The sequence below is a fragment of the Tumebacillus avium genome, assembly GCF_002162355.1.
In the GTDB taxonomy this organism is placed as follows: Bacteria; Bacillota; Bacilli; order Tumebacillales; family Tumebacillaceae; genus Tumebacillus_A; species Tumebacillus_A avium.
On record NZ_CP021434.1, the window covers coordinates 2,321,391 to 2,343,010 of the forward strand.

Sequence of the window (21,620 nt, forward strand, 5' to 3'; positions counted from 1 at the left end):
ACCATGACAGACCACATCTCCAACCGCCCCCGGCTGGTCATCGGCGGCACGGGCAGCGGCGTTGGCAAAACCACGCTAACGCTCGGCCTGATGGCCGCCCTGAAGCGGCGCGGCCTCAAGGTTCAAGGCTTCAAATGCGGCCCGGACTACATCGACCCGACCTACCACACCGCCGTCACGGGACGCCCGTCGCGGAATCTGGATACGTGGATGGTCACGCCTGACGTGATGCGCGAGGTGTTCTGGCGGGGAAGTGAAGAGGCAGACATCTCGATCATCGAAGGCGTGATGGGCTTTTACGACGGCAAAGACCCCAAGACAAACCAAGGCAGCACAGCCGAAATCTCGATGCTGCTCGAAGCGCCTGCACTGCTGCTCGTCAACATCGCGAGCATGGCGAGGTCGGCAGCGGCGATTGTGAAAGGGTTTGCCACGCTGACCGAAGGCGTGCAGATCGCAGGCGTCGTCGCGAACCAAGGGGGCAGTGCCGGGCACATCACGCTGGCGAAAACGGCGATCGAGCAGGAATGCGGCATACCGCTGCTCGGCGGGTTCGTGCGCCAAGAGGGGATCGAGATTCCGGAGCGCCATCTGGGACTGGTGCCGGCCATCGAGCGCGGGGAGTTGACGCCCTTGTTTGAAAAGCTGGCCGATCTCGTGGAGGATGCGCTGGATGTTGATGCGATTTTAGAAATCGCGTGTTCGGCACCCGATCTTGCGCCTGCACCAAATGTGATTTTTGGAAAAGGGGCAGGGTCTGCGCGGGTGACGAAGATCGCGGTTGCAAGGGATGCGGCGTTCAACTTCTACTATCAGGAGAACTTGGAGCTGTTGGAGGAAAAAGGTGCCGAGCTGCTGTTCTTCTCGCCGCTCGCCGGAGAGAAAGTTCCGGCAGATGCAGACGGCTTGTACATCGGCGGAGGTTTCCCCGAGGAGTTTGCGGCGGAGCTTTCCGGGCATGAAGATGTGCGTGCCGATCTGAAGGAGCGCATCGAAGCGGGCTTGCCGACGCTGGCCGAGTGCGGCGGGTATATGTATCTCTGCAAGTCGATCACCGACCGCGCCGGGGCTGCTTTTGACATGACCGGCTTGGTGCCGGGGGATGTGAAGATGCAGTCGCGCCTGGCTGCTCTTGGTTACCGCGAAGTGACGGCACTGGCAGACAACTTCCTTTTTGCCAAAGGGGAGCAGGCGAGAGGACATGAGTTCCACTACTCGACATTGGCAGAAGACGGGGAGCTTCCGGCGGCGTATTTCATCAAAGGACTGCGCGGGGAAAAAGCGGAGGGGTACTGCACGGGCCAGCTCGTCGCGGGGTATACGCATCTGTACTTCCCGTCCAATCCGGCGCTTGCTGAACGCTTTGTGGAAGGGGCCAAACGCTATGGCCAGACACGGCGGTAATCTGCAGGCGGCGTCTGAGTTGTACGGGTTGCCTTGCGAGCAGTTTTTGGACTTCAGCGCAAATATCAACCCGTTTGGGCCGCCTTCGTCTGTGCTGCAGGCGATCTTGCACGGAGTGGAGTCGGTGGTGCATTACCCCGACCCGGATGCGTCCGACCTGCATCAGGCTTTGGCGGAAAAAGCGGGTCTGCCTGCCTCGCATGTGCTGGCGGGGAATGGTGCGGCTGAATTGCTGTTTGCTATCTTTCATGCTTTGAAGCCGCAAAGGGTCGGGCTGTTGCAGCCATGCTTTGCGGAGTATGCCGAAGCGGCGAAAGATGCGGAGCTGGTCAGCGTTTGGGCGCGGGCGGAGGAGGATTTTCTGCCTGCGAAGCCGGAGTTGCTGGCAGTTTGCAGGCAGGTGGATGTGTTTGTGATCGCTTCGCCGAACAACCCGAACGGGCGCGTTGTGCCGCTGGAGTGGTTGGCGGAAATGGCCGATGTTTTGGCGTCACGCGGGGCATGGCTGGTGGTGGATGAGGCGTTTGTGGATTTTCTGCTTGATCAGGAAAGTTTGCATAGGGCGAATGTGATTCTGCTGCGTTCGTTGACGAAGTTTTACGCCATTCCGGGTCTTCGGCTTGGCTACCTGCTTGCGGAGCCTGAGCTTGTGGAGCGGGTGAAGCGCGAACTGCCGCCATGGTCGGTCAACGTGTTGGCGCAGTTGGCGGGGAAGGCAGGGTTGCAGGACACCGCGTTTGCAACACGCATCTTGGCGTGGCTGGCGGAAGAGAGGCCTTTTCTTGCTGAGAGTTTGAAAGAGCTGGGGGCGACGGTGTACAGCGGGGAAGTCAATTTTATTTTGTTCCATGTTCCGCTGCCCGACCTTGCCGAGCGTCTTGGCAGGCGCGGCATTTTGATCCGCAGCTGTGCGGACTATCCGGGGCTAGGGGAAGGGTTTTACCGTGTAGCAGTAAGGATGCGTGCGGAAAATTTGCAGTTGCTGCAGGTGATGAAGGAGGAGATCGCATGCCATACGTTCTCGTAACCGGGGGAGTGCGCTCCGGCAAAAGCGGCTTCGCGGAGCAGCGGGCCGGACTCGACCGGCGAGTCTTATATGTCGCAACAGGCCAGGCGTGGGATGAAGAGATGCAGCAGCGCATCAACCTTCACCGCGACCGCCGACCCGCCGATTGGGGCCTGCTCGAATCCGGCGCTCTGCTCACCGAAACGCTTTCGAAGCACCTGGAAGAAGGCTGGGACTGCGTCCTCATCGACTGCCTGTCCACCTGGCTGTCCAACATCCTGATGAGCCTCCCCGAGTCCGACCTGCGTGCCGACACCACCCGCGCCCAAGTCCTCGCCGAAGCCGAGCGCCTCGCAGCGATGTTCAGCCGCCCCGACCTCCACGCCGTCCTCGTCACCACCGAAACCGGCCTCGGCGGAGTCGCCCTGACCAAGCTCGGCCGCGCCTTCGCCGACCTGCTCGGCGAAGTCAATCAACTCCTCGCCCGCCACGCGGAGGAAGTCCACCTCGTGATCGCAGGCAGGGCGTTGCAGTTATGAAAAAAGAATTGGATGCATTCTGGCATGCTGTTGCTTTTCTGACCCGATTTCCAGTTCCGAAAAAAATAGATGGGGACGCCTGGCCGATGAGCCCTCCTTACTATCCGGCAGCAGGGGCTTTGTTGGGGGGCGTATTAGCACTTATTTCCTTCTTAGTAGGTGAACACTTACCACCATTCGTTCTCGCCATGCTCCTCGTCACCGTCTGGGTCTACCTCACAGGCGGGCTGCACTTGGATGGGCTGATGGACACGGCGGACGGGTTTGGCAGCCAGCGCTCGCGGGAACGGGTGCTGGAGATTATGAAAGACTCGCGCGTGGGCGCGATGGGCGTGTTGGCGGCGGTGCTGCTGCTGGGGAACAAGGTGGTCTTGCTTGCCCATTTACAAGGGAACGAACTGTGGCTCGGCATCCTCACAGCCGTCATCTTAGGCCGCTCTGCGATGCTCGTCGCCCTCTACGCCTTCCCTTATGCAAGAACAGAAGGCCTCGCGCAAACGCTGCGCACCCGGCCGCGCTGGTATCGGCTCTGGCCGCTTTTGCTCGCCGCCCCCGGTCTGATTTTGCTGAACTGGACTTTGATCTTCCCAGCCCTTGCCTGCTGGATGCTCATCTCCACTTCCAAACGCAAGATCGGCGGACTCACCGGAGACATCTACGGAGCACTCTGCGAACTGGTCGAAGTCACCGTCCTGCTCGGATTCCTGCTGACATGACAACGACCCTTTTGCTGATCCGCCACGGCGAGACGGACGCCAACGTGCAACGCCGCTACATCGGCCGCACCAACGTCCCGCTCAACCAAAACGGTCACGCCCAAGCCGCCAAGCTCCGCACCGCCCTTGCCGATCACACCATCACTACCATCTACCACAGCCCATACCAGCGCACTCATGCCACCGCCCTCCATCTCGGCGACAACCTGCACGCCGACCTGCGCCTTGCCGAGCTGGATTTTGGCGACTGGGAACATCTCACGTACGACGAGATCCCCGACCGCGACCACCTCGACAAGTGGTACGACGACCCGTGGCGCCTCGCCCCGCCAAACGGCGAGACCCTGCACCAACTCGACCACCGCCTCACCCTCTGGCTGTACGACATCATACGCCTGCACCCCAACCAAACCATCGCCGCCGTCTCCCACGGAGGACCGCTGCGCTGGCTGCTGGCCAAATACCTGCACCGCGATACCGCCCAGTTCCACACCTTGCGCCTCCCGCCGGGCGGCCATGCCATCCTGAAGCTCACGGAAGGAGACCTGCGATGAAAACGATCCCAAGCATTATGATCCAAGGCACCTCATCCGATGCGGGCAAAAGCCTGCTCGTCACCGGCCTGTGCCGCATTTTCCGCGAAGACGGCCACCGCGTCGCACCGTTCAAATCGCAAAACATGGCACTCAACTCCTACATCACCCAGGACGGCGGCGAGATCGGCCGCGCCCAAGGTGTGCAGGCCGAAGCGTGCGGCATCGAAGCGACCGTCGACATGAACCCGATCCTGCTCAAGCCCAAAGCGCACATGGTCTCCGAAGTCATCGTCCACGGCCGTCACTTCGCCGACATGGAAGCGTTCGCCTACCGCAACGATTTCGTGCCGCAAGTGATGCCGAAAATCGAAGAGTCCATCAACCGTCTCGCCGAAACCTACAACCTGCTCGTCATCGAAGGCGCAGGCAGCCCGGCCGAAATCAACCTCAAAGACCGCGACATCGCCAACATGCGCATGGCCGACCTGCTCGACTGTCCCGTCTTTCTCGCCGCCGACATCGAGCGCGGCGGCGTGTTCGCTTCCATCATCGGCACGCTCGAACTGCTCGAACCGCACGAGCGCGCCCGCGTCCAAGGCTTCATCATCAACAAGTTCCGCGGCAAAAAAGAGCTGCTCGACAGCGGCCTCGACTGGCTTGAACAGCGCACCGGGATTCCTGTGCTGGGCGTCATCCCGCACTTTGAGCATGACATCGACCCGGAAGACTCACTGGCGCTCGACGCCTTGAAGCTGAAAAAGCGCGACCTGCTCACCGCCGACCTCGACATCGCCGTGATCAAGCTCCCGCGCATCTCCAACTTCACCGACATCTCGCCGCTGCAGGAAGAGCCCAGTACCAGCGTCCGTTACATCTCGTCCCTGCGAGGATTTGGACAGCCCGACCTGATCGTCCTGCCGGGCAGCAAAAACACGGTGGAAGACCTGATCTGGCTGCAAGAGCAAGGGCTCGCCGACGCCATCCGCACCGCACACGCCAAGGGGAGCCGGATCGCCGGCATCTGCGGCGGGTTTCAAATGCTCGGCGAGACGCTGCATGATCCGGAGCGCGTCGAGTCGACTTTTTCCACGCTCGACGGGCTGGGCCTGCTCGCCACATCGACTACCTTCTATGCCGACAAACGCACGATCCGCAACAAGGGACAACTGCTTGGCCCCTTCGCCGGACACGAAGTCGAAGGCTACGAAATCCACCTCGGCCGCACCGAGCGCCGCCACGACGCAGAGCCGTTCCTGCAGTTCGAATCGGGCGACCATGACGGCGCGGTCTCCGCAGACGGCACCGTTTTCGGCACCTACCTGCACGGCCTGTTCCAGAACCGCGCCTTCACGCGCCATTTCCTGAACAGCATCCGCGCCGAAAAAGGGCTGCCCCCGTGCGGCGACGAGGTGACCGGCGAAGCGGAGCGCCGCGAGCAGAGCTACCAAAAGCTCGCCGCCCATCTCCGCCAGCATCTCGACATCGATCTCGTCTACCACATCCTGAACACCTGGAGCGGGGTGAAACAAAGTTGAGCGACATTCGCCACACCGTCACCGGCGGCGCGCTGATCGTCACCGCCGACCGCCCGTTTCACACCGTCAGCTCGTCCTTGTTTGGCGGCGGTTGCCAGCAGAAAAAATACCTCGTCAACGCGCAGGTCCCGCACGGCTACAGCTCTGCCGACCCGTGGCGCGATCTCGAACAGCGCGTGCACGACCTCGGCTTGCCGATCGACGAGACGGCAGGGATGATGACCGCCGCCGATGTCGATCAGGTGGTGGAAGGCGTTGCGTTTGGCGACCAGTACTGCCTGCACACCTATGTCACCGCCGGAGTTGGCAACGCCGCCCGCGCCGGGGTGCGCCGCAAAACCTACCCCGGCTACATCGCAGGCACGATCAACATCATCGTCGCCATCGACGGGCGGTTGACTGAAGCGGCGCTGATCAACGCGGTGATCACGATCACCGAAGCGAAGACGGCCGCCTTGCAAGACAGCGGCATCGTGATCCGCGACGGTTCGGGGCGCACGGCGACCGGCACGACCACCGATGCGGTGATCGTCGCCGCCACGCAGAGCCCGCAGTACCAGGGCATCCATCAATACGCCGGACTCGCCACCGAACTGGGAGGAAGCATCGCCGATTCGGTCTACCACTCGCTGAGCCAGTGCCTCGCTTCCGCAAAAGGGGGGCAGCGCCAATGACGCTCGCCTTCGCGTACCTGATCGACCTGCTGGTCGGCGATCCGCGCTGGCTGCCGCATCCTGTGGTCTGGATGGGCAAAGCAATCTCCGCCCTCGACCGCCTGCTCTCCAAACGCCAGCGGAGCAAATGGGCGCAACGGCTAAAAGGCACCCTGTTCCCGCTCGTCATCGCAGGCGGCGTCTATGCACTGAGTTACTTTTTTCTAAAAGAGCTCTACGCGCTGCACCCGTGGCTGGGGCTTGCGCTGGAGGTCTGGCTGATCTCCACAACCATCGCCGTCAAAGGGCTCGCCGATGCCGGGCGCGGCGTGTATGAAGCGCTCCAGCAAGGCGACTTGCCTCTCGCACGCCAACGCCTCTCCTGGATCGTCGGGCGCGACACCGAGCATCTCAATGAGTCGGAAATCGCCCGCGGCGGCATCGAAACGGTCGCCGAAAACATCGTCGACGCTGTCACGTCCCCGCTGTTTTACGCGCTGCTCGGCGGCGCACCGCTCGCACTCGCCTACCGCGCCGTCAACACGCTCGACTCCATGGTCGGCTACAAAAACGACAAGTACCTGCACCTCGGCTGGGCTTCAGCCCGCTTGGATGACCTCGCCAACTTCATCCCGGCCCGGCTGACTGTGCCGTTCCTCGTCCTCGCCGCCGGAACAAAGGGCAACGCAGCTTGGCGTCTCGCCCTGCGCGACGCCAAAAAACACCCGAGCCCGAACAGCGGCTGGGCGGAAGCGGCGGTGGCCGGCGCGCTCGACATTCGCCTCGGCGGAGAAAATCAATACCACGGCGTGAAGTCCTTTCGCGCGTTTCTCGGCGACCCGGTGCGGCCGATTGCACCCGGTCACATTTTGCAAACGATCTCCCTGCTGTATCTGTCTACCGCACTATATCTGGCGTTTTTATTGATGATGAACTGGCTGTTTCGATAGGGGGTCTCATATATGAAAGTCTATCTGGTGGGCGCGGGTCCCGGCGACCCGAAGCTGATTACCGTGCGGGGCGTCGAATGCATCCGCGAAGCTGACGTGATCCTCTACGATCGTCTGGCCAACCCGCAATTGCTGGACTATGCAAAAGAAGGGGCAGAGCTGCTCTATGTCGGCAAACTGCCCGACCGGCATTCACTGCCGCAAGAGGAGATCAACGCTCTGCTCGTCGCGCAGGCGCTGCAAGGCAAAGTCGTCACGCGCCTCAAGGGCGGCGACCCGTTCGTCTTTGGCCGGGGCGGGGAAGAGGCATTGGCGCTGCGCAAACACGGCATCCCGTATGAAGTGGTGCCGGGCATCACCGCCGGAATCGCCGCGCCGGCCTATGCAGGCATCCCAGTCACACAGCGGCACATCGCGTCCTCATTTGCCATCGTCACCGGCCATGAGTGCCCTGGCAAAGAGCAATCGAGCATCCGCTGGGACAAGATCGCCACGGCGGTCGACACGCTGGCTTTTTACCTCGGGGTGAAAAATTTGCCTTTGATCTGCGAGCAGCTCATCGCGCACGGACGGGCTGCAGATACGCCGGTCGCGATCATTCACTGGGGCACGACGGCGGAGCAGGTGACGGTGCAAGGGACGTTGGCGACGATCACCGCGATCGCCCGCGAGCACAACGTACAAAATCCTTCGATCATCCTCGTCGGCGAGGTGGTCAACCTGCGAGAACAACTTCACTGGTTTGATTCGGAAAGGGGCAACCTCACATGGAATGGATCAGCGCGTTAACAATTTCGGCTCTGCTTGGCATGCGGCATGGCTTCGACCCGGACCACATCGCCGCCATCACCGACATGACCGGCACCAACACCAAGGCCCGACGCGGCTTGAAGCTTGGCATCCTCTATGCGCTTGGGCACGGCCTGATCGTCTTTTGCATCGGCCTGATCGCGATCTTCTTCGGACAGCACCTGCCGGAAGGGGTGCTGACCTTTACGGAAGGGCTGGTCGGGGCGAGCCTGCTGGTGCTGGGCTTCATCATGCTGCGCTCCCTGGTCACCGAGCGGAAGAACTTCACCTTCAAAAGCCGCTGGATCATGCTCTATGAACTCCTGTCCCGCAAAGGGCGCAAAGACGGCGCGCCGATCCATTTTGGCCTGATTGGTGCAGCTGTCGTCGGCGTCATTCACGGTCTGGGCGCGGAGACGCCAACCCAGATGATGGTGCTCGGACAAAGCTCGCAGGTCGGCAACACGATGCTCAGTCTGGTACTGCTGCTGATGTTTGTGGTCGGACTTCTTATGTCGACTTCGGCCGTGTCCTGTTTCACCGCGTGGGGCTTTTTTAAAGCTCGTTCCTTCCGCGTCATCAACGTGATTCTCGGCTTGTTGACGGGCGGTTACAGCTTGTATCTCGGTGCGGTCATCCTGCAGTCGGCGCTCTCTTGAGTTGCTGACTGCTTTTTTTATGTATACCGGGTGACGCGGAAACGAAACAGCTCTACGCCTTCCTCATCCTGCGCAATGCCCGCTTTTTCTTTGGCGTACATCAGCTGCTCTTCGACGGTGTTGACCCCTTCGAGGTCGGGGAGCAGGACGGCGCTGCGGTCGCCTTTTTGCACGATCAGGCCGTAGATGCGCGGGTTCAGTTCGCTGGTGTCGGTGACAGGCTTCTCCGGCTCCAGCACATCCACTTTGTAGATCAGCTCGTCCAGCTCATTCTCCTCGACCGGAAAAAAGCGGTCATCTGCGATCCCAGCTTCGATGGCGTTACGGATGATCTCTTCGGCGAGCGTCGGGGTCACCGCGTCGACTGTGCCGATGCAGCCGCGCAGTCGTCCGAGCTGCTTGATCGACACGAAGCAGCCTCCGGTGCGCTTCATTTCCTCAGGCATCAGCGTGGGCGGCGCGATCACTTTTTCTTCCTTCACATACGTCTCCAGCGCCTCACGCGCCAACCGCACAAACGGTGTTTCCGACGCGCGGATCTCCTCCAGTCGTTCCGCCCGAGATTCGATGATGTTTGGGAGCAGGGAAACGCCGTCGCCGCCCTTCGGCGTCACTGTTGCCACCGTGTAGCCAACGCCAAACGGCCCTTCGTAGGACAGCAGTTGGGATGCCAGCGGCACGCGGTCAAACGCGCCGCACAGCACCGTCATCGACCCAACCGTGTCTTCCGCCGCCGCTTCCAGCATCGACTCGTCGAGCGTAAGCAGCCGCGCCAAGTCACTATCCCGCAAACATTCTTGCAGAGCCGCATCAAACTCCACTCCTTCCTCGCGAAACCCCATCGGCGCGTCCTGCGCCAGCGCATGCGAGTTGTCGCCGCTGGCCAGTACCACCGCGCGACGGCCCAGATTTTGCACAGCAGTTTGCACGCACATCCCCGCCCGATACAGCATCTCCGCGCTCACTCCGCCGGGGCAGAGCAGGACGATCGGTCCTGTGTAGCCCGCCTTTTCCAAAAAGTAGAGCGGGACGCCTGCGCCGTAGTCCACTTCGCTTGCAATGCCAAACTCTGCCTTCAGACTGTCATCCATCAAATACAAAGACACATCCCGATCCTCTGCCGTCTTCACGATTTCGGCGGCCAGCTCCACATCGCTCTGATAGGAAAACGTCACATCCGACTGAAACTCCGCCAAGTCGCCTTGCAGCACGTCGCCGCCCATGATCGTCACCGCGTCTTCAAACATCGGCCCGTGCGGCGAGATGACGACTACCACGTCGGGGCTTGCCTGCACCAAGTCCTGTGCCGCGCGGAGCATCGCGTCTGCCGTGTCGCGCACCATGGCTGTCTCTTCGCCGCCGATATCCGGAATGATCAGCGGCGGATGAGGCATCAGAGCACCCAGCAAGATTTTTCCGTCCATACAAAAAGCCCTCCCGACAATAAGATTTGTCTTATTGTCGGGAGGGCGTATGCAAACTATACCAATTTAGCCAATCGCAACCGCTTGTTCCATCAGAACGCGGCGGCCTTTGCCAAACGGCACCAGCATCGGCGTGCCAAATACCGGGTCGGCGATGATCTGGCAGTCCATGTGGAACACGTCTTTGACGAGGTCGGTGGTGACGATCTCCTCCGGTGTGCCTTGCGCGTAAATCTGTTTGTCAGACAAGGCGACGATGTGATCCGCATAGCGGCAGGCGAGGTTGAGATCGTGCAGCACCATGACGACGGTGCGCTGTTCGTTGCGGTTGAGGTCAAACAGGATGTCGAGCACTTCGATCTGATGCGTCAGGTCGAGGTACGTCGTCGGCTCATCCAGCAAAATCGTGCTGGTGCCTTGAGCCAGCGTCATGGCGATCCAGGCGCGCTGGCGTTGACCGCCGGAGAGCGAATCGACCGCTTTTTCCGCAAACGGAGTCATGCCGGTCGCTTCCAGTGCGCCGCGCACCATCTTTTCATCTTCTTCCGACCATTGCTGGAGCCAGTTCTGGTACGGGTAGCGCCCTTGCTTGACCAGTTGCAGCACGGTCAGCCCTTCCGGCGCGACCGGGCCCTGCGGCAGGATGGCCAGACGCTTGGCGACTTCCTTGGTCGGCAGTTTCGCGACCGCCGCGCCATCGAGCAATACTGCGCCGGAGACCGGCTTCAGCAGGCGGGCCAGCGAGCGGAGCAGGGTCGACTTGCCGCAGCCGTTGCTGCCGATGAAGACGGTGATCTTGCCTTTTGGGATCGTCAGATTCAAGCTGTCGATGATTGTGGCCTCGCCGTAGGACAAGGTGAGGTTTTGCGTTTCCAACGCCTCCATGTGAATCTCTCCAATCTCATCTATTGATTGCGATGTTTATATAACAGGAAGATAAAGAACGGAGCGCCGATCGCTGCCGTGAAAATGCCGACCGGAACATCGAGCGGCTCAAAAGCCAAGCGTCCGATCATGTCGGCCAGCAGCACGATCAAGCCGCCGAACAGCCCGGCGGTCGGGATCAAAGCGCCAAGCGCCGAACCGACCATCTTGCGCGCGATGTGCGGAGCCAACAGCCCGACGAATCCAATCGCGCCACCCACCGCCACCGCCGAACCGGCCAGCGCCACGGTGAACATCAGGAGCAGGAAGCGGTGCTTGTGCACCGGGTTGCCGACGCCGGTCGCCACTTCATCGCCGAGCTGCTGCACGTTGATGCTGCGGGCGAAGACGATCGACAAGGGGACAAAGATCAAGACCCAAGGCAGGATCGTCAGCACGTTTTGCCACGAAGAGCCGTACACCGTGCCGGCCAGCCAGATCATCGCTTTCGAAGTCAACTGAATCGGTGCGGCTACGATCAGCAGTGTCGTAAGTGCAGTCATCGCCGACCCGATGCCGACGCCAACCAGGACGAGCCGCAGCGGCGTGACTCCATTTTTCCAAGCCAAGACATAGATGAGCAGAGTGACCAGCGCCGCTCCGACAAACGCCGCGAACGGAATGTAATGCACGCTGACCCCTTCAAAAAGCGTGATAAACGCGACCGCCGCCACCGACGCGCCGCCGGTGATGCCGACGATGTCGGGCGAAGCGAGCGGGTTGCGGATCAAGCTCTGCATGATCGCTCCGGCGACGCCAAGCGCGATGCCGACCAGGAGCGCCACGATGATGCGCGGCAGGCGCAGGTTGAGCACGACGAGCTGTGCGCCCGGATCGCCGCCGCCAAACAGCGCGGAAAGCACATCGAGCGGCGGAATGTACATCGCGCCAAGCCCGGTCGAGATGATCACAGCAAGTAAGACCAGCACGGTGAGCACGATCGACAGCACCAGCGCTTTGCGGTCGACGAGGAACGAAAGAGGCGGGGTATTCGTGCGGAAGTTCAAGTATTTCTTCATTTCCGGGTCAGCCCCTTTCGCGCCACGTAGACAAAGAACGGCACGCCGATCAGCGCAGTCATCACGCCAAGCGGCAGTTCATCCGGCATGACGATCCAACGCGCCGCAACGTCAGCAGCCAAGACCAGCACTGCGCCCAGCGCCGCGCTGTACACCAGCGCCCAGCGCAGATCGATGCCGACCATAAAGCGGGCGATGTGCGGAATGACCAGCCCGACAAATCCGATCGGCCCGGCGACGGCAACCGATGCGCCGGACAGAAGGATGATCAGGATGCCGGTGACGCCTTTAAGGAGAGCCGTGCGTTGCCCAAGGCCTTTTGCCACGTCATCGCCCATCATCAGGACGTTGAGCTGACCGGAGATGAGCAGCGTTCCGATCCAGCCGACAGCGAGGTAGGGCAGAACGGAGGTCAGGAATTCCAGCTTGCGTCCGGCGACCGAACCGGCCAGCCAGAACAGCACTTCTTCTAAAGCGCGTTCATTGACGACGAGCATCCCGTGCATCATCGACGAGAACAGCGCCGTCATCGCAGCGCCCGCCAGAGTCAGCTTGAGCGGCGTCAACCCGTCGCGGCCCAGCGCCCCGAGCACATAGACGATGACACCGCTGACCGCCGCGCCCAAAAAGGCGATCCAAGCGAACTGGGACAACGAGTTGACGGAGAAAAACGTGATTGCCAGTACAATAAAGAACGAAGCGCCCGCGTTGATCCCAAAGATGCCGGGATCGGCCAGCGGATTGCGCGTTAACGTCTGCATCAGCACCCCGACCATTCCAAGTGAGGCCCCGACGGCGACGGCGATCAATGCGCGCGGCACCCGGACTTCCTTGATGACGATCTGTTCATTGGTGCCGGTAAAATTCGTGTAAGCGTCGACCGCAGTCTGCCAGGAGGTGTCCATCACGCCAAAGACGATAGAGATGAACATCAGGCTGATGATCAACGCGATCAGCCCGATCAGGCCTGCGACTTTGCCAGTAGCATTCGGCAGCAGTACAAACATGAGTATAAGTCCTTCTTCCTGATAATTTGATGAGATTCTTGATGTCGAAACATGGATACGTACTTAGTGTAGGAAAAGGCAGAGTTCCTGTCAATGAATTTGAGACTCATTATCATTTGTCAAAATCACCTATTGACAAGGTACGCGGCGGCAGGTTAGGATATGGCTGTAAATGAGAATCATTTTCATCGAGGGGGAACCACAAAATGTTTTCGAAAATGAACCGGCTGAAAAAGTCCGGCTTCACCATGTTCACTGTACTCTTATCTTCTATGCTGATCCTGTCCGGCTGCGGCTCCAAGACGGAAGAACAAAAGCCGGCTGCAGAACCTGCAAAACAAGAAGTAAAATACACCGTGAAACACGCGATGGGCGAAACGCCGATCGAGGGCACACCGGAAAAGGTTGTTGTCCTGACCAACGAAGGCACCGAAGCGCTGCTGGCGATGGGCGTTAAACCGGTTGGCGCCGTTAAGTCCTGGACTGGCGACCCGTGGTATGCGCACATCAAAGCAGACATGGAAGGCGTGCAAGTGGTTGGCGACGAGTCCCAGCCGAACCTGGAAGCGATCGCAGCACTCCAGCCGGACCTGATCATCGGCAACAAGATGCGCCAAGAGAAAGTTTACGAGCAGTTGAAAGCGATCGCACCGACCGTCATGTCGGAAGATCTGCGCGGCAACTGGAGAAAGAACTTCACCTTGTATGCAGAAGCTCTGAACAAGAAAGCAGAAGGCGACAAAGCGCTGGCCGATTGGGATGCACGCGTAGCTGAGTTCAAAACCCAAGCTGGCGACAAGCTGAAGACCGAAGTATCCATGGTTCGTTTCATGGCTGGCAAGACCCGCATCTACTATAACAACACCTTCTCCGGCATGATCTTCAAAGAGCTTGGCCTGGCGCGTCCGGAAAAGCAAAACGTTGAAGAATTCGCAGCAGAAGTTGGCAAAGAGCGCATCCCGGAAATGGAAGGCGACATCCTCTTCTACTTCACCTACGACACCGGCAACGGCGAAGCAAACAAGACCGAGCAAGAATGGCTGAACGACAGCCTCTTCAAGAACCTCGAAGTTGTCAAAGCAGGCAAAGCGTACAAAGTTGACGACGCGATCTGGAACACCGCAGGCGGCATCCGCGCAGCAAACCTGCTGCTCGATGACCTCGGCAGCTACCTGCTGAAATAGTCTTTATAGGAAGAAAGAGCCCTTGCCCTGTGCAAGGGCTTTTTGTTTGCCCTATGATGAAGTTGGGATAAAATGGTTGACGATAACTTACTTACTATGTATTTTATTATTAAAACATTTCTTTTTGAGGAGAGATACTTTTTGAAAAAGCCTGTACTTAAAGCGTTGATTTTGACAACAGGGTTGTTAGGGGTGATGGGAGGGACTGCAAGCGCGAGCTCGAACGAGTCTGACCAAACGACATTAATCGTTGTGGATAAGGTGAAAGAGAAAAAACTCGATCAAAGGCTGCAAGCACTGGGATTCCCTTTCGCAGAACTGGCTTCTATGCCGTACGACATGAAAGAACACTTGATTAACCAAGGTGTTGTGAAATACATTGGTACTGAGAAGCGGGAATTTTATTACGATTTTGATGGTACTTTGCGTGAAAAAGACCCGAGTGGCACAGGCATTGAAGGCACCATCGATCTCACTGACTTGTCCTTAGTAATCACAACGTCTCAACTGGCCACCATGAACAGTAAAAAGCGTTTTACAGTCACTCAAAAATGGGAGTGGTCAAATACTGTTGGATTGAATGGCGACACCTACTTGAACTATGTTGATAAAATTGGTCTTTCTTACAGCAACGATTTTGATTCCGATCCGTATACCAATGGCGGGTATGCATGCTCCCACTCCGGTCAGCATTTCTTTAGTGGGAATCACTATTGGTTGAGCGACTGCGGTGGACGCCCGTCTGATATCTCGTATGGGGGTGTGGGCTGGAATGTCGATATTCGAGGAGATTATCGGGATTACGGTTGGTCAGCGATGAATGTTGTCGCGAAGAACACCTCCGACTGGAACACATCCACTCGTTTCTTGACCAAGTACGCGCACGATACTTCCACATCGGGTGTAGGTGTTGGTTTGAACATCGGTTTCTTCTCTCTCAACTTCACTGGAAACGGCAGCTGGGATGAAGGATCTGCACAAAAAACCATTTGGTACTAATCATCATTTTGATCTCATGAGGTGAGGATTATTAGAACTTGGTCTCCGAAAAAGAAGTATGGTTCAGCTTTCGTGGTAATTTTTCTGTTGGTGATCACCTTGGTTCTTCTTCAAAACAATGATACAAATACCAGCTCTACCTCAGAGATAAAGATCGTAAAGAAGTATGAAGAAGATGCCGAATGCTGGATTGTCGGTGTGAATCCCCAGGGAGATCCGCTTAAGCAGATAAAAATCAAGGTCGAGGAACGAGAAGTGTGGAAGTTGTTGCAGCTTAACCACGTTTATGCAATGACCTACTTCCAAGAAGGTGACCGAGACCCGGTATTTGTGGAGACCGTCGAGGAGTCCCGGTGATTTCATTAAAAAGAGCCCGTGCTTCTTGCAAGGGCTCTTTTTAACCGCATGTATGCAGAATTTGAATTAATCGCTCAGTCACAGGACGCAGGCACTATCCGGTGTCTCGACCAGATTATTATTGTTCATCTCGCCATGCGCCTCCTTTCATTATTTGGGGTTATACGTGAGAGGGAGGAAAAAGTTTCTAGGTTGAAGTGATGAATCATCACATGTTAGAATTATCTTATAGAGTTTGCGTAAACTAAAAAGAGACCATAGGTGCTGGAACACCTACGGTCTTTACACAACTGATACCCCAAAAGGGTGTCGGCTCATCGTTTGGCGAAGAAGTAGACCTCCTAGGCCGGGAAGCTCAAGGGAGGTCTACTTCTTTTTTAGTAAGTTGAGTATGCCGATCACCACTGACAGTACACCGAAAATGATCGCAGCAACTAACGAGCCAAATCCAATCATCACAGTGAACCATTGAGTATCCGTCATACCGATCTCACCCCCTTTCCATCGGGGATGAGCCGACCGCCCTTGAGGAGCCTATGCAATTGTGTGGTTGTATTCTATCATAGGGGAATGGAAATCGGTATGCTTTTTGATTTAGTTATAAATAAAAGTTTCATCCTATAGGCGGTTGATTTCTTTCCGAAGATCCTTATGGCAATACGCAGTACCTTATAGAAAGGTAACCATTCATTGTAACCTCAAGATGGATATTGTATTCTAATACTGGGAAACATAAGTAGAGATCCCAAAGTTTCGAGGATCGAACCGCTTTTTCAACAGAAATTGAATCCTCGAAAAAAGCAGCTGCCCAAGCCCGTTGTAATGTTCGCGGAACCCGCACCAGAACTGTATCTTTGTCCGACCAACTAGGTCGGTTACATTGAGAGACCCGAGTAGAAGGGGACTGAAAGTAAATCCGAAGGATACGAAATCTCAGCTTCCTTCGTTGTTACATTGAGAGACCCGAGTAGAAGGGGACTGAAAGAACATATCGGAGGTCATACAAAATGGCAGTCGTAATTGTTACATTGAGAGACCCGAGTAGAAGGGGACTGAAAGTTTCTTTTCGGAATATTAAAGATGCAGCCCGACCTTCAGTTACATTGAGAGACCCGAGTAGAAGGGGACTGAAAGGAGGAGAGCGCTGTTGTACGCCGCGTACCGCTCCATCGTTACATTGAGAGACCCGAGTAGAAGGGGACTGAAAGGATTCAGGCCAAGTACATCAAATACATCTTCTACGCCGTTACATTGAGAGACCCGAGTAGAAGGGGACTGAAAGAGAGAAACAGCGGCTTGAGAAGCGCGTCACAAAAGCGTTACATTGAGAGACCCGAGTAGAAGGGGACTGAAAGCGGGACCAGATTATATCCCGCCTGCGCCGCCTGTAGGCGTTACATTGAGAGACCCGAGTAGAAGGGGACTGAAAGAATCCTCCATCAGAACCAACTCCTGAGCCAGATCCCGAGTTACATTGAGAGACCCGAGTAGAAGGGGACTGAAAGGGCCTGATCGTAAAAGCCAGGCCGCACGATGAACAGAGGTTACATTGAGAGACCCGAGTAGAAGGGGACTGAAAGTCTCAATCTCGACAATCTCGTACAGTCCACGTGCGTTGTTACATTGAGAGACCCGAGTAGAAGGGGACTGAAAGAGAAGGTGCCGAGTGGATCGCACGCCGGCACATCATGTTACATTGAGAGACCCGAGTAGAAGGGGACTGAAAGTCTGCAGCATCGAGATCGCCGGATACGGCTGTCGGTTGTTACATTGAGAGACCCGAGTAGAAGGGGACTGAAAGCACAACACCGCCGAAGAACGATGATGAGACTGGTGCGTTACATTGAGAGACCCGAGTAGAAGGGGACTGAAAGGAACCTGGGAGTGAACGGAAAGTTCTCCGAAACGTCGTTACATTGAGAGACCCGAGTAGAAGGGGACTGAAAGGGAGCCGACGAAGGAGCCGGAGCAAATCCCGACCCCCCCGTTACATTGAGAGACCCGAGTAGAAGGGGACTGAAAGTGCTGCCGGACAGTCTGACTTTGATGTCTGCGTTCCGGTTACATTGAGAGACCCGAGTAGAAGGGGACTGAAAGCTCGTCCCGTCCGCGCTAACTCGCGCCAACTTCGACGGTTACATTGAGAGACCCGAGTAGAAGGGGACTGAAAGTTCCCGTTGGGACGAATAACATCGGCAAAGTCGACGTGGGTTACATTGAGAGACCCGAGTAGAAGGGGACTGAAAGTGTGGAGCCGTCGATGGAGCCGTAGAAGGCGCGGGGGTTACATTGAGAGACCCGAGTAGAAGGGGACTGAAAGTTCGACTCGACCATCTCTGCACATATCCTTGACATGCGTTACATTGAGAGACCCGAGTAGAAGGGGACTGAAAGATTGACACAAACAGCTTCCGAAACGCACTGGAAATCGTTACATTGAGAGACCCGAGTAGAAGGGGACTGAAAGGAACCTACGCATAGCAGCGGTTTTCATGACCATGTGGGGTTACATTGAGAGACCCGAGTAGAAGGGGACTGAAAGTGGGAGAGGCCGACGGCGATCGCCGCAAGAATCTCTGTTACATTGAGAGACCCGAGTAGAAGGGGACTGAAAGAGGTTGATCACCTCTTGCTTCGGTTTCCCGTGCTCCAGTTACATTGAGAGACCCGAGTAGAAGGGGACTGAAAGGGACAACCTGGCGGAGTCGGTCGATTACACCGGCCCGTTACATTGAGAGACCCGAGTAGAAGGGGACTGAAAGGGTGAGCTACACCGACGAGAAGGGCAAGAAGGTGGAGTAGTTACATTGAGAGACCCGAGTAGAAGGGGACTGAAAGGGACGATGGTCGATCTGGAAACGTCTCTCGCTGACAGTTACATTGAGAGACCCGAGTAGAAGGGGACTGAAAGGGCTTGTAGACCGGCCCAAACTTTTCGAACAACTTGCGTTACATTGAGAGACCCGAGTAGAAGGGGACTGAAAGACAGAGTCCAACCGGGTACTTCATCAAGCGTGCAACTGTTACATTGAGAGACCCGAGTAGAAGGGGACTGAAAGACCAAAGTTGGAGGTTCTCGTTGGGGACAGCCTCACCGTTACATTGAGAGACCCGAGTAGAAGGGGACTGAAAGAGGTTAGGATCGGCACGGTATCGCCGGTCTGTACGATGTTACATTGAGAGACCCGAGTAGAAGGGGACTGAAAGGACACGGATATTTACGGCTCAACCTCCTGACCTCCCCCGTTACATTGAGAGACCCGAGTAGAAGGGGACTGAAAGAGCACGACGAAGCCAAGTTCGACAAGGAACTTGACAGGTTACATTGAGAGACCCGAGTAGAAGGGGACTGAAAGTCGTGCTGCTTGAGCCAGTAGAAGTCCAACGACACATGTTACATTGAGAGACCCGAGTAGAAGGGGACTGAAAGACTCCGCACCGCTGCCCGGCAAGGCTTAGAGCGAGAGGTTACATTGAGAGACCCGAGTAGAAGGGGACTGAAAGTGGGATGCTGCGGATGACTCGAAACGGAATAAGGCGCGTTACATTGAGAGACCCGAGTAGAAGGGGACTGAAAGCGACGACATCCCGAATCCGATCGCCCGCACTCATCCAGTTACATTGAGAGACCCGAGTAGAAGGGGACTGAAAGACTCCCAAAGCTCTTGGAGAGGTAGGCCCGTCCAGTATGTTACATTGAGAGACCCGAGTAGAAGGGGACTGAAAGCATTAGCTAAGAACCCCCTATGCCTTCACGTTTTGCTGTTACATTGAGAGACCCGAGTAGAAGGGGACTGAAAGTCGCCGCCTTCGCCTTTGATCGCGTAGACACGGCGCGTTACATTGAGAGACCCGAGTAGAAGGGGACTGAAAGCTTTGTAGTAGACCGCCCGCACCTGCTGATCCGTCAGTTACATTGAGAGACCCGAGTAGAAGGGGACTGAAAGGGGCTTCCTTTGACCAACTGATCGCCCGCACCTGCAGGTTACATTGAGAGACCCGAGTAGAAGGGGACTGAAAGCGATCCGAAGCGGGATCACGTTTTGGGGAAGCCAGCGTTACATTGAGAGACCCGAGTAGAAGGGGACTGAAAGGTTACAGTCACGTCAGACAGGGCCGCAAACGTGCCAGGTTACATTGAGAGACCCGAGTAGAAGGGGACTGAAAGTGGAAGACTTCGGACAATCACTTGAGAACATTTACAAGTTACATTGAGAGACCCGAGTAGAAGGGGACTGAAAGTCAAGGCGAAGGGGCTGCACACCTACATGATGTGCATGGTTACATTGAGAGACCCGAGTAGAAGGGGACTGAAAGGAACATACAGCCGCGCTTGGAGTACGTCACCAAAGAGGTTACATTGAGAGACCCGAGTAGAAGGGGACTGAAAGCCGACGCACTCTTGCGAGGAGTCGACGGTAGTTTCGTCGTTACATTGAGAGACCCGAGTAGAAGGGGACTGAAAGATCCGGGAGTTCTTGCAAGCTGGTGTCGATCGACTTGTTACATTGAGAGACCCGAGTAGAAGGGGACTGAAAGAGAGTGTGTTGTACCTGTACATTGGCGGCGCGTTTGCGTTACATTGAGAGACCCGAGTAGAAGGGGACTGAAAGCCTTAGCCACAGTTCGGGCAGTAGGTGTGCGTCACAGGTTACATTGAGAGACCCGAGTAGAAGGGGACTTAAAGTCTTCGTATTGTTGCTGGTTTCCAACTTGAACTCTGCGTTACATTGAGAGACCCGAGTAGAAGGGGACTGAAAGATCGCGTTCTCGTTCGCCTTTAGTTCGATGAACGTTTTGTTACATTGAGAGACCCGAGTAGAAGGGGACTGAAAGTATGTGGCTGGATCTGCTCCGGCCTTGCGTGGCCGTGTTACATTGAGAGACCCGAGTAGAAGGGGACTGAAAGAGCTGTACCACTCCATCCGGGAACACTCTTCGCACCGTTACATTGAGAGACCCGAGTAGAAGGGGACTGAAAGTGAGCGCCCATTCAACCGCAACAAAAGCAAGGTGAAGAAGTTACATTGAGAGACCCGAGTAGAAGGGGACTGAAAGCAAATTAAAAGACCCCGCCTACCCGCGGAGTCCAGTGTGTTACATTGAGAGACCCGAGTAGAAGGGGACTGAAAGTCGACGTAATGGCCATTGTGATAAACGCGACCGGCCAGTTACATTGAGAGACCCGAGTAGAAGGGGACTGAAAGCCGGGCATACCGTCACTTCGTGCAGCTTCTGCATGATGTTACATTGAGAGACCCGAGTAGAAGGGGACTGAAAGGGAACTGTGCCGGGTACCAGGCGGCTACACATCGATCGGTTACATTGAGAGACCCGAGTAGAAGGGGACTGAAAGCGCAGGAGGGCTGTTGCGCGGTTTTTCGGGCTGTCTGTTACATTGAGAGACCCGAGTAGAAGGGGACTGAAAGCAGGAAAACGCCCAATCGGAGCCGACGGAGCTGCATTCGTTACATTGAGAGACCCGAGTAGAAGGGGACTGAAAGAAGAGGAGAAATTCAGACTGGCGACCATCACCGAGCAAGTTACATTGAGAGACCCGAGTAGAAGGGGACTGAAAGAGTTGGAGCAGGCCTGACGGCAATGGCCGCACTCTCAGTTACATTGAGAGACCCGAGTAGAAGGGGACTGAAAGTGATAAACAGACCAGTTCACAACGGTTACGATGCTATAGTTACATTGAGAGACCCGAGTAGAAGGGGACTGAAAGTCGGGTTTCATGATCTCCCCGACGATGTCTTGCAGAGCGTTACATTGAGAGACCCGAGTAGAAGGGGACTGAAAGCCTCTCGATCAGGTAGGTCAGAATCACGCCGCACGCAGTTACATTGAGAGACCCGAGTAGAAGGGGACTGAAAGGTTTGCTCGGACACGCAGCGACGGGTCGAACTCCAAGTTACA

The 21,620-nt window shown here is 56.7% G+C and carries 17 protein-coding genes and 1 CRISPR repeat array (1 of these 18 only partly in view); of the genes, 13 read left to right on the forward strand and 4 right to left on the reverse strand.

Going from position 1 to position 21,620, the window contains the following annotated elements; genetic code table 11:
• The first annotated feature begins 3 nt into the window (after positions 1-3).
• The 10 genes from CBW65_RS11150 to CBW65_RS11195 are packed head-to-tail and all read left to right on the forward strand — an operon-like array spanning position 4 to position 8,787.
• A complete protein-coding gene (locus tag CBW65_RS11150) occupies positions 4-1,404 on the forward strand; it encodes a cobyrinic acid a,c-diamide synthase CobB (protein WP_232463483.1) in 1,401 nt (466 codons plus the stop codon).
• Entirely contained in the window at positions 1,385-2,431 is a 1,047-nt protein-coding gene (gene cobD, locus CBW65_RS11155; RefSeq protein WP_087456878.1) for a threonine-phosphate decarboxylase CobD, read from the forward strand. The genes CBW65_RS11150 and cobD overlap by 20 nt, the downstream gene beginning before the upstream one ends.
• Positions 2,413-2,949 (forward strand): bifunctional adenosylcobinamide kinase/adenosylcobinamide-phosphate guanylyltransferase, encoded by a 537-nt coding sequence (cobU, locus tag CBW65_RS11160; protein WP_087456879.1) that lies wholly within the window; start codon positions 2,413-2,415, stop codon positions 2,947-2,949. Before cobD ends, cobU begins: the two co-directional genes overlap by 19 nt.
• Positions 2,946-3,665 carry an adenosylcobinamide-GDP ribazoletransferase gene (gene cobS, locus CBW65_RS11165; protein ID WP_087456880.1) on the forward strand — a complete coding sequence of 240 codons (720 nt, stop codon included), beginning with the start codon at positions 2,946-2,948 and terminating at the stop codon, positions 3,663-3,665. Before cobU ends, cobS begins: the two co-directional genes overlap by 4 nt.
• Positions 3,662-4,219: a histidine phosphatase family protein gene (locus CBW65_RS11170; protein WP_087456881.1), complete on the forward strand. Its 558-nt coding sequence runs from the start codon at positions 3,662-3,664 to the stop codon at positions 4,217-4,219. Before cobS ends, CBW65_RS11170 begins: the two co-directional genes overlap by 4 nt.
• Positions 4,216-5,736, forward strand: a complete 1,521-nt coding sequence (locus tag CBW65_RS11175) for a cobyric acid synthase (protein WP_198299811.1) — start codon at positions 4,216-4,218, stop codon at positions 5,734-5,736. Before CBW65_RS11170 ends, CBW65_RS11175 begins: the two co-directional genes overlap by 4 nt.
• Entirely contained in the window at positions 5,733-6,410 is a 678-nt protein-coding gene (locus tag CBW65_RS11180; protein WP_157721894.1) for an adenosylcobinamide amidohydrolase, read from the forward strand. Before CBW65_RS11175 ends, CBW65_RS11180 begins: the two co-directional genes overlap by 4 nt.
• On the forward strand, positions 6,407-7,339 hold the full coding sequence (gene cbiB / locus CBW65_RS11185) for an adenosylcobinamide-phosphate synthase CbiB (RefSeq protein ID WP_087456883.1): 933 nt from the start codon (positions 6,407-6,409) through the stop codon (positions 7,337-7,339). Before CBW65_RS11180 ends, cbiB begins: the two co-directional genes overlap by 4 nt.
• Before the next feature lie 12 nt (positions 7,340-7,351).
• Positions 7,352-8,128 carry a uroporphyrinogen-III C-methyltransferase gene (gene cobA, locus CBW65_RS11190; protein ID WP_087456884.1) on the forward strand — a complete coding sequence of 259 codons (777 nt, stop codon included), beginning with the start codon at positions 7,352-7,354 and terminating at the stop codon, positions 8,126-8,128.
• Positions 8,107-8,787, forward strand: coding sequence for a HoxN/HupN/NixA family nickel/cobalt transporter (locus CBW65_RS11195; RefSeq protein ID WP_087456885.1), 681 nt, complete (start codon positions 8,107-8,109; stop codon positions 8,785-8,787). Before cobA ends, CBW65_RS11195 begins: the two co-directional genes overlap by 22 nt.
• 17 nt (positions 8,788-8,804) lie before the next feature.
• Here CBW65_RS11195 and amrA read toward each other — a convergent pair whose 3' ends face one another.
• The 4 genes from amrA to CBW65_RS11215 form a co-directional block, all read right to left on the reverse strand.
• Positions 8,805-10,211 (reverse strand): AmmeMemoRadiSam system protein A, encoded by a 1,407-nt coding sequence (amrA, locus tag CBW65_RS11200; RefSeq protein WP_087456886.1) that lies wholly within the window; start codon positions 10,209-10,211, stop codon positions 8,805-8,807.
• A 66-nt stretch (positions 10,212-10,277) separates the two neighbouring features.
• Complete coding sequence (locus tag CBW65_RS11205) at positions 10,278-11,096, reverse strand: ABC transporter ATP-binding protein (protein ID WP_087456887.1); 819 nt, start codon at positions 11,094-11,096, stop codon at positions 10,278-10,280.
• A gap of 20 nt (positions 11,097-11,116) precedes the next feature.
• The gene (locus tag CBW65_RS11210) at positions 11,117-12,154 is read right to left on the reverse strand and encodes a FecCD family ABC transporter permease (protein ID WP_087456888.1); all 1,038 of its coding nucleotides are present in this window, start codon (positions 12,152-12,154) and stop codon (positions 11,117-11,119) included.
• The gene (locus CBW65_RS11215) at positions 12,151-13,161 is read right to left on the reverse strand and encodes a FecCD family ABC transporter permease (protein ID WP_087456889.1); all 1,011 of its coding nucleotides are present in this window, start codon (positions 13,159-13,161) and stop codon (positions 12,151-12,153) included. The genes CBW65_RS11210 and CBW65_RS11215 overlap by 4 nt, the downstream gene beginning before the upstream one ends.
• 206 nt (positions 13,162-13,367) lie before the next feature.
• Between CBW65_RS11215 and CBW65_RS11220 the strand changes: the two genes are divergently transcribed.
• From CBW65_RS11220 to CBW65_RS11230, 3 genes are all read left to right on the forward strand, one after another.
• On the forward strand, positions 13,368-14,345 hold the full coding sequence (locus CBW65_RS11220; RefSeq protein WP_087456890.1) for an ABC transporter substrate-binding protein: 978 nt from the start codon (positions 13,368-13,370) through the stop codon (positions 14,343-14,345).
• A gap of 141 nt (positions 14,346-14,486) precedes the next feature.
• Positions 14,487-15,344 (forward strand): hypothetical protein, encoded by an 858-nt coding sequence (locus CBW65_RS11225; protein ID WP_157721895.1) that lies wholly within the window; start codon positions 14,487-14,489, stop codon positions 15,342-15,344.
• Positions 15,345-15,416: 72 nt separating this feature from the next.
• Positions 15,417-15,701, forward strand: a complete 285-nt coding sequence (locus CBW65_RS11230) for a hypothetical protein (RefSeq protein WP_087456892.1) — start codon at positions 15,417-15,419, stop codon at positions 15,699-15,701.
• A gap of 874 nt (positions 15,702-16,575) precedes the next feature.
• A CRISPR array of direct repeats spans positions 16,576-21,620; the repeat unit is 37 nt; unit sequence GTTACATTGAGAGACCCGAGTAGAAGGGGACTGAAAG (it continues 398 nt past the right edge of the window).

Bases quoted from the DNA above. Each gene is read 5' to 3' on its own strand.
- CBW65_RS11150 (WP_232463483.1), top strand. From the start codon at position 4: ATGACAGACCACATCTCCAACCGCCCCCGGCTGGTCATCGGCGGCACG.
- cobD (WP_087456878.1), top strand. From the start codon at position 1,385: ATGGCCAGACACGGCGGTAATCTGCAGGCGGCGTCTGAGTTGTACGGG.
- cobU (WP_087456879.1), top strand. From the start codon at position 2,413: ATGCCATACGTTCTCGTAACCGGGGGAGTGCGCTCCGGCAAAAGCGGC.
- cobS (WP_087456880.1), top strand. From the start codon at position 2,946: ATGAAAAAAGAATTGGATGCATTCTGGCATGCTGTTGCTTTTCTGACC.
- CBW65_RS11170 (WP_087456881.1), top strand. From the start codon at position 3,662: ATGACAACGACCCTTTTGCTGATCCGCCACGGCGAGACGGACGCCAAC.
- CBW65_RS11175 (WP_198299811.1), top strand. From the start codon at position 4,216: ATGAAAACGATCCCAAGCATTATGATCCAAGGCACCTCATCCGATGCG.
- cbiB (WP_087456883.1), top strand. From the start codon at position 6,407: ATGACGCTCGCCTTCGCGTACCTGATCGACCTGCTGGTCGGCGATCCG.
- cobA (WP_087456884.1), top strand. From the start codon at position 7,352: ATGAAAGTCTATCTGGTGGGCGCGGGTCCCGGCGACCCGAAGCTGATT.
- CBW65_RS11195 (WP_087456885.1), top strand. From the start codon at position 8,107: ATGGAATGGATCAGCGCGTTAACAATTTCGGCTCTGCTTGGCATGCGG.
- amrA (WP_087456886.1), bottom strand. From the start codon at position 10,211: ATGGACGGAAAAATCTTGCTGGGTGCTCTGATGCCTCATCCGCCGCTG.
- CBW65_RS11205 (WP_087456887.1), bottom strand. From the start codon at position 11,096: ATGGAGGCGTTGGAAACGCAAAACCTCACCTTGTCCTACGGCGAGGCC.
- CBW65_RS11210 (WP_087456888.1), bottom strand. From the start codon at position 12,154: ATGAAGAAATACTTGAACTTCCGCACGAATACCCCGCCTCTTTCGTTC.
- CBW65_RS11215 (WP_087456889.1), bottom strand. From the start codon at position 13,161: ATGTTTGTACTGCTGCCGAATGCTACTGGCAAAGTCGCAGGCCTGATC.
- CBW65_RS11220 (WP_087456890.1), top strand. From the start codon at position 13,368: ATGTTTTCGAAAATGAACCGGCTGAAAAAGTCCGGCTTCACCATGTTC.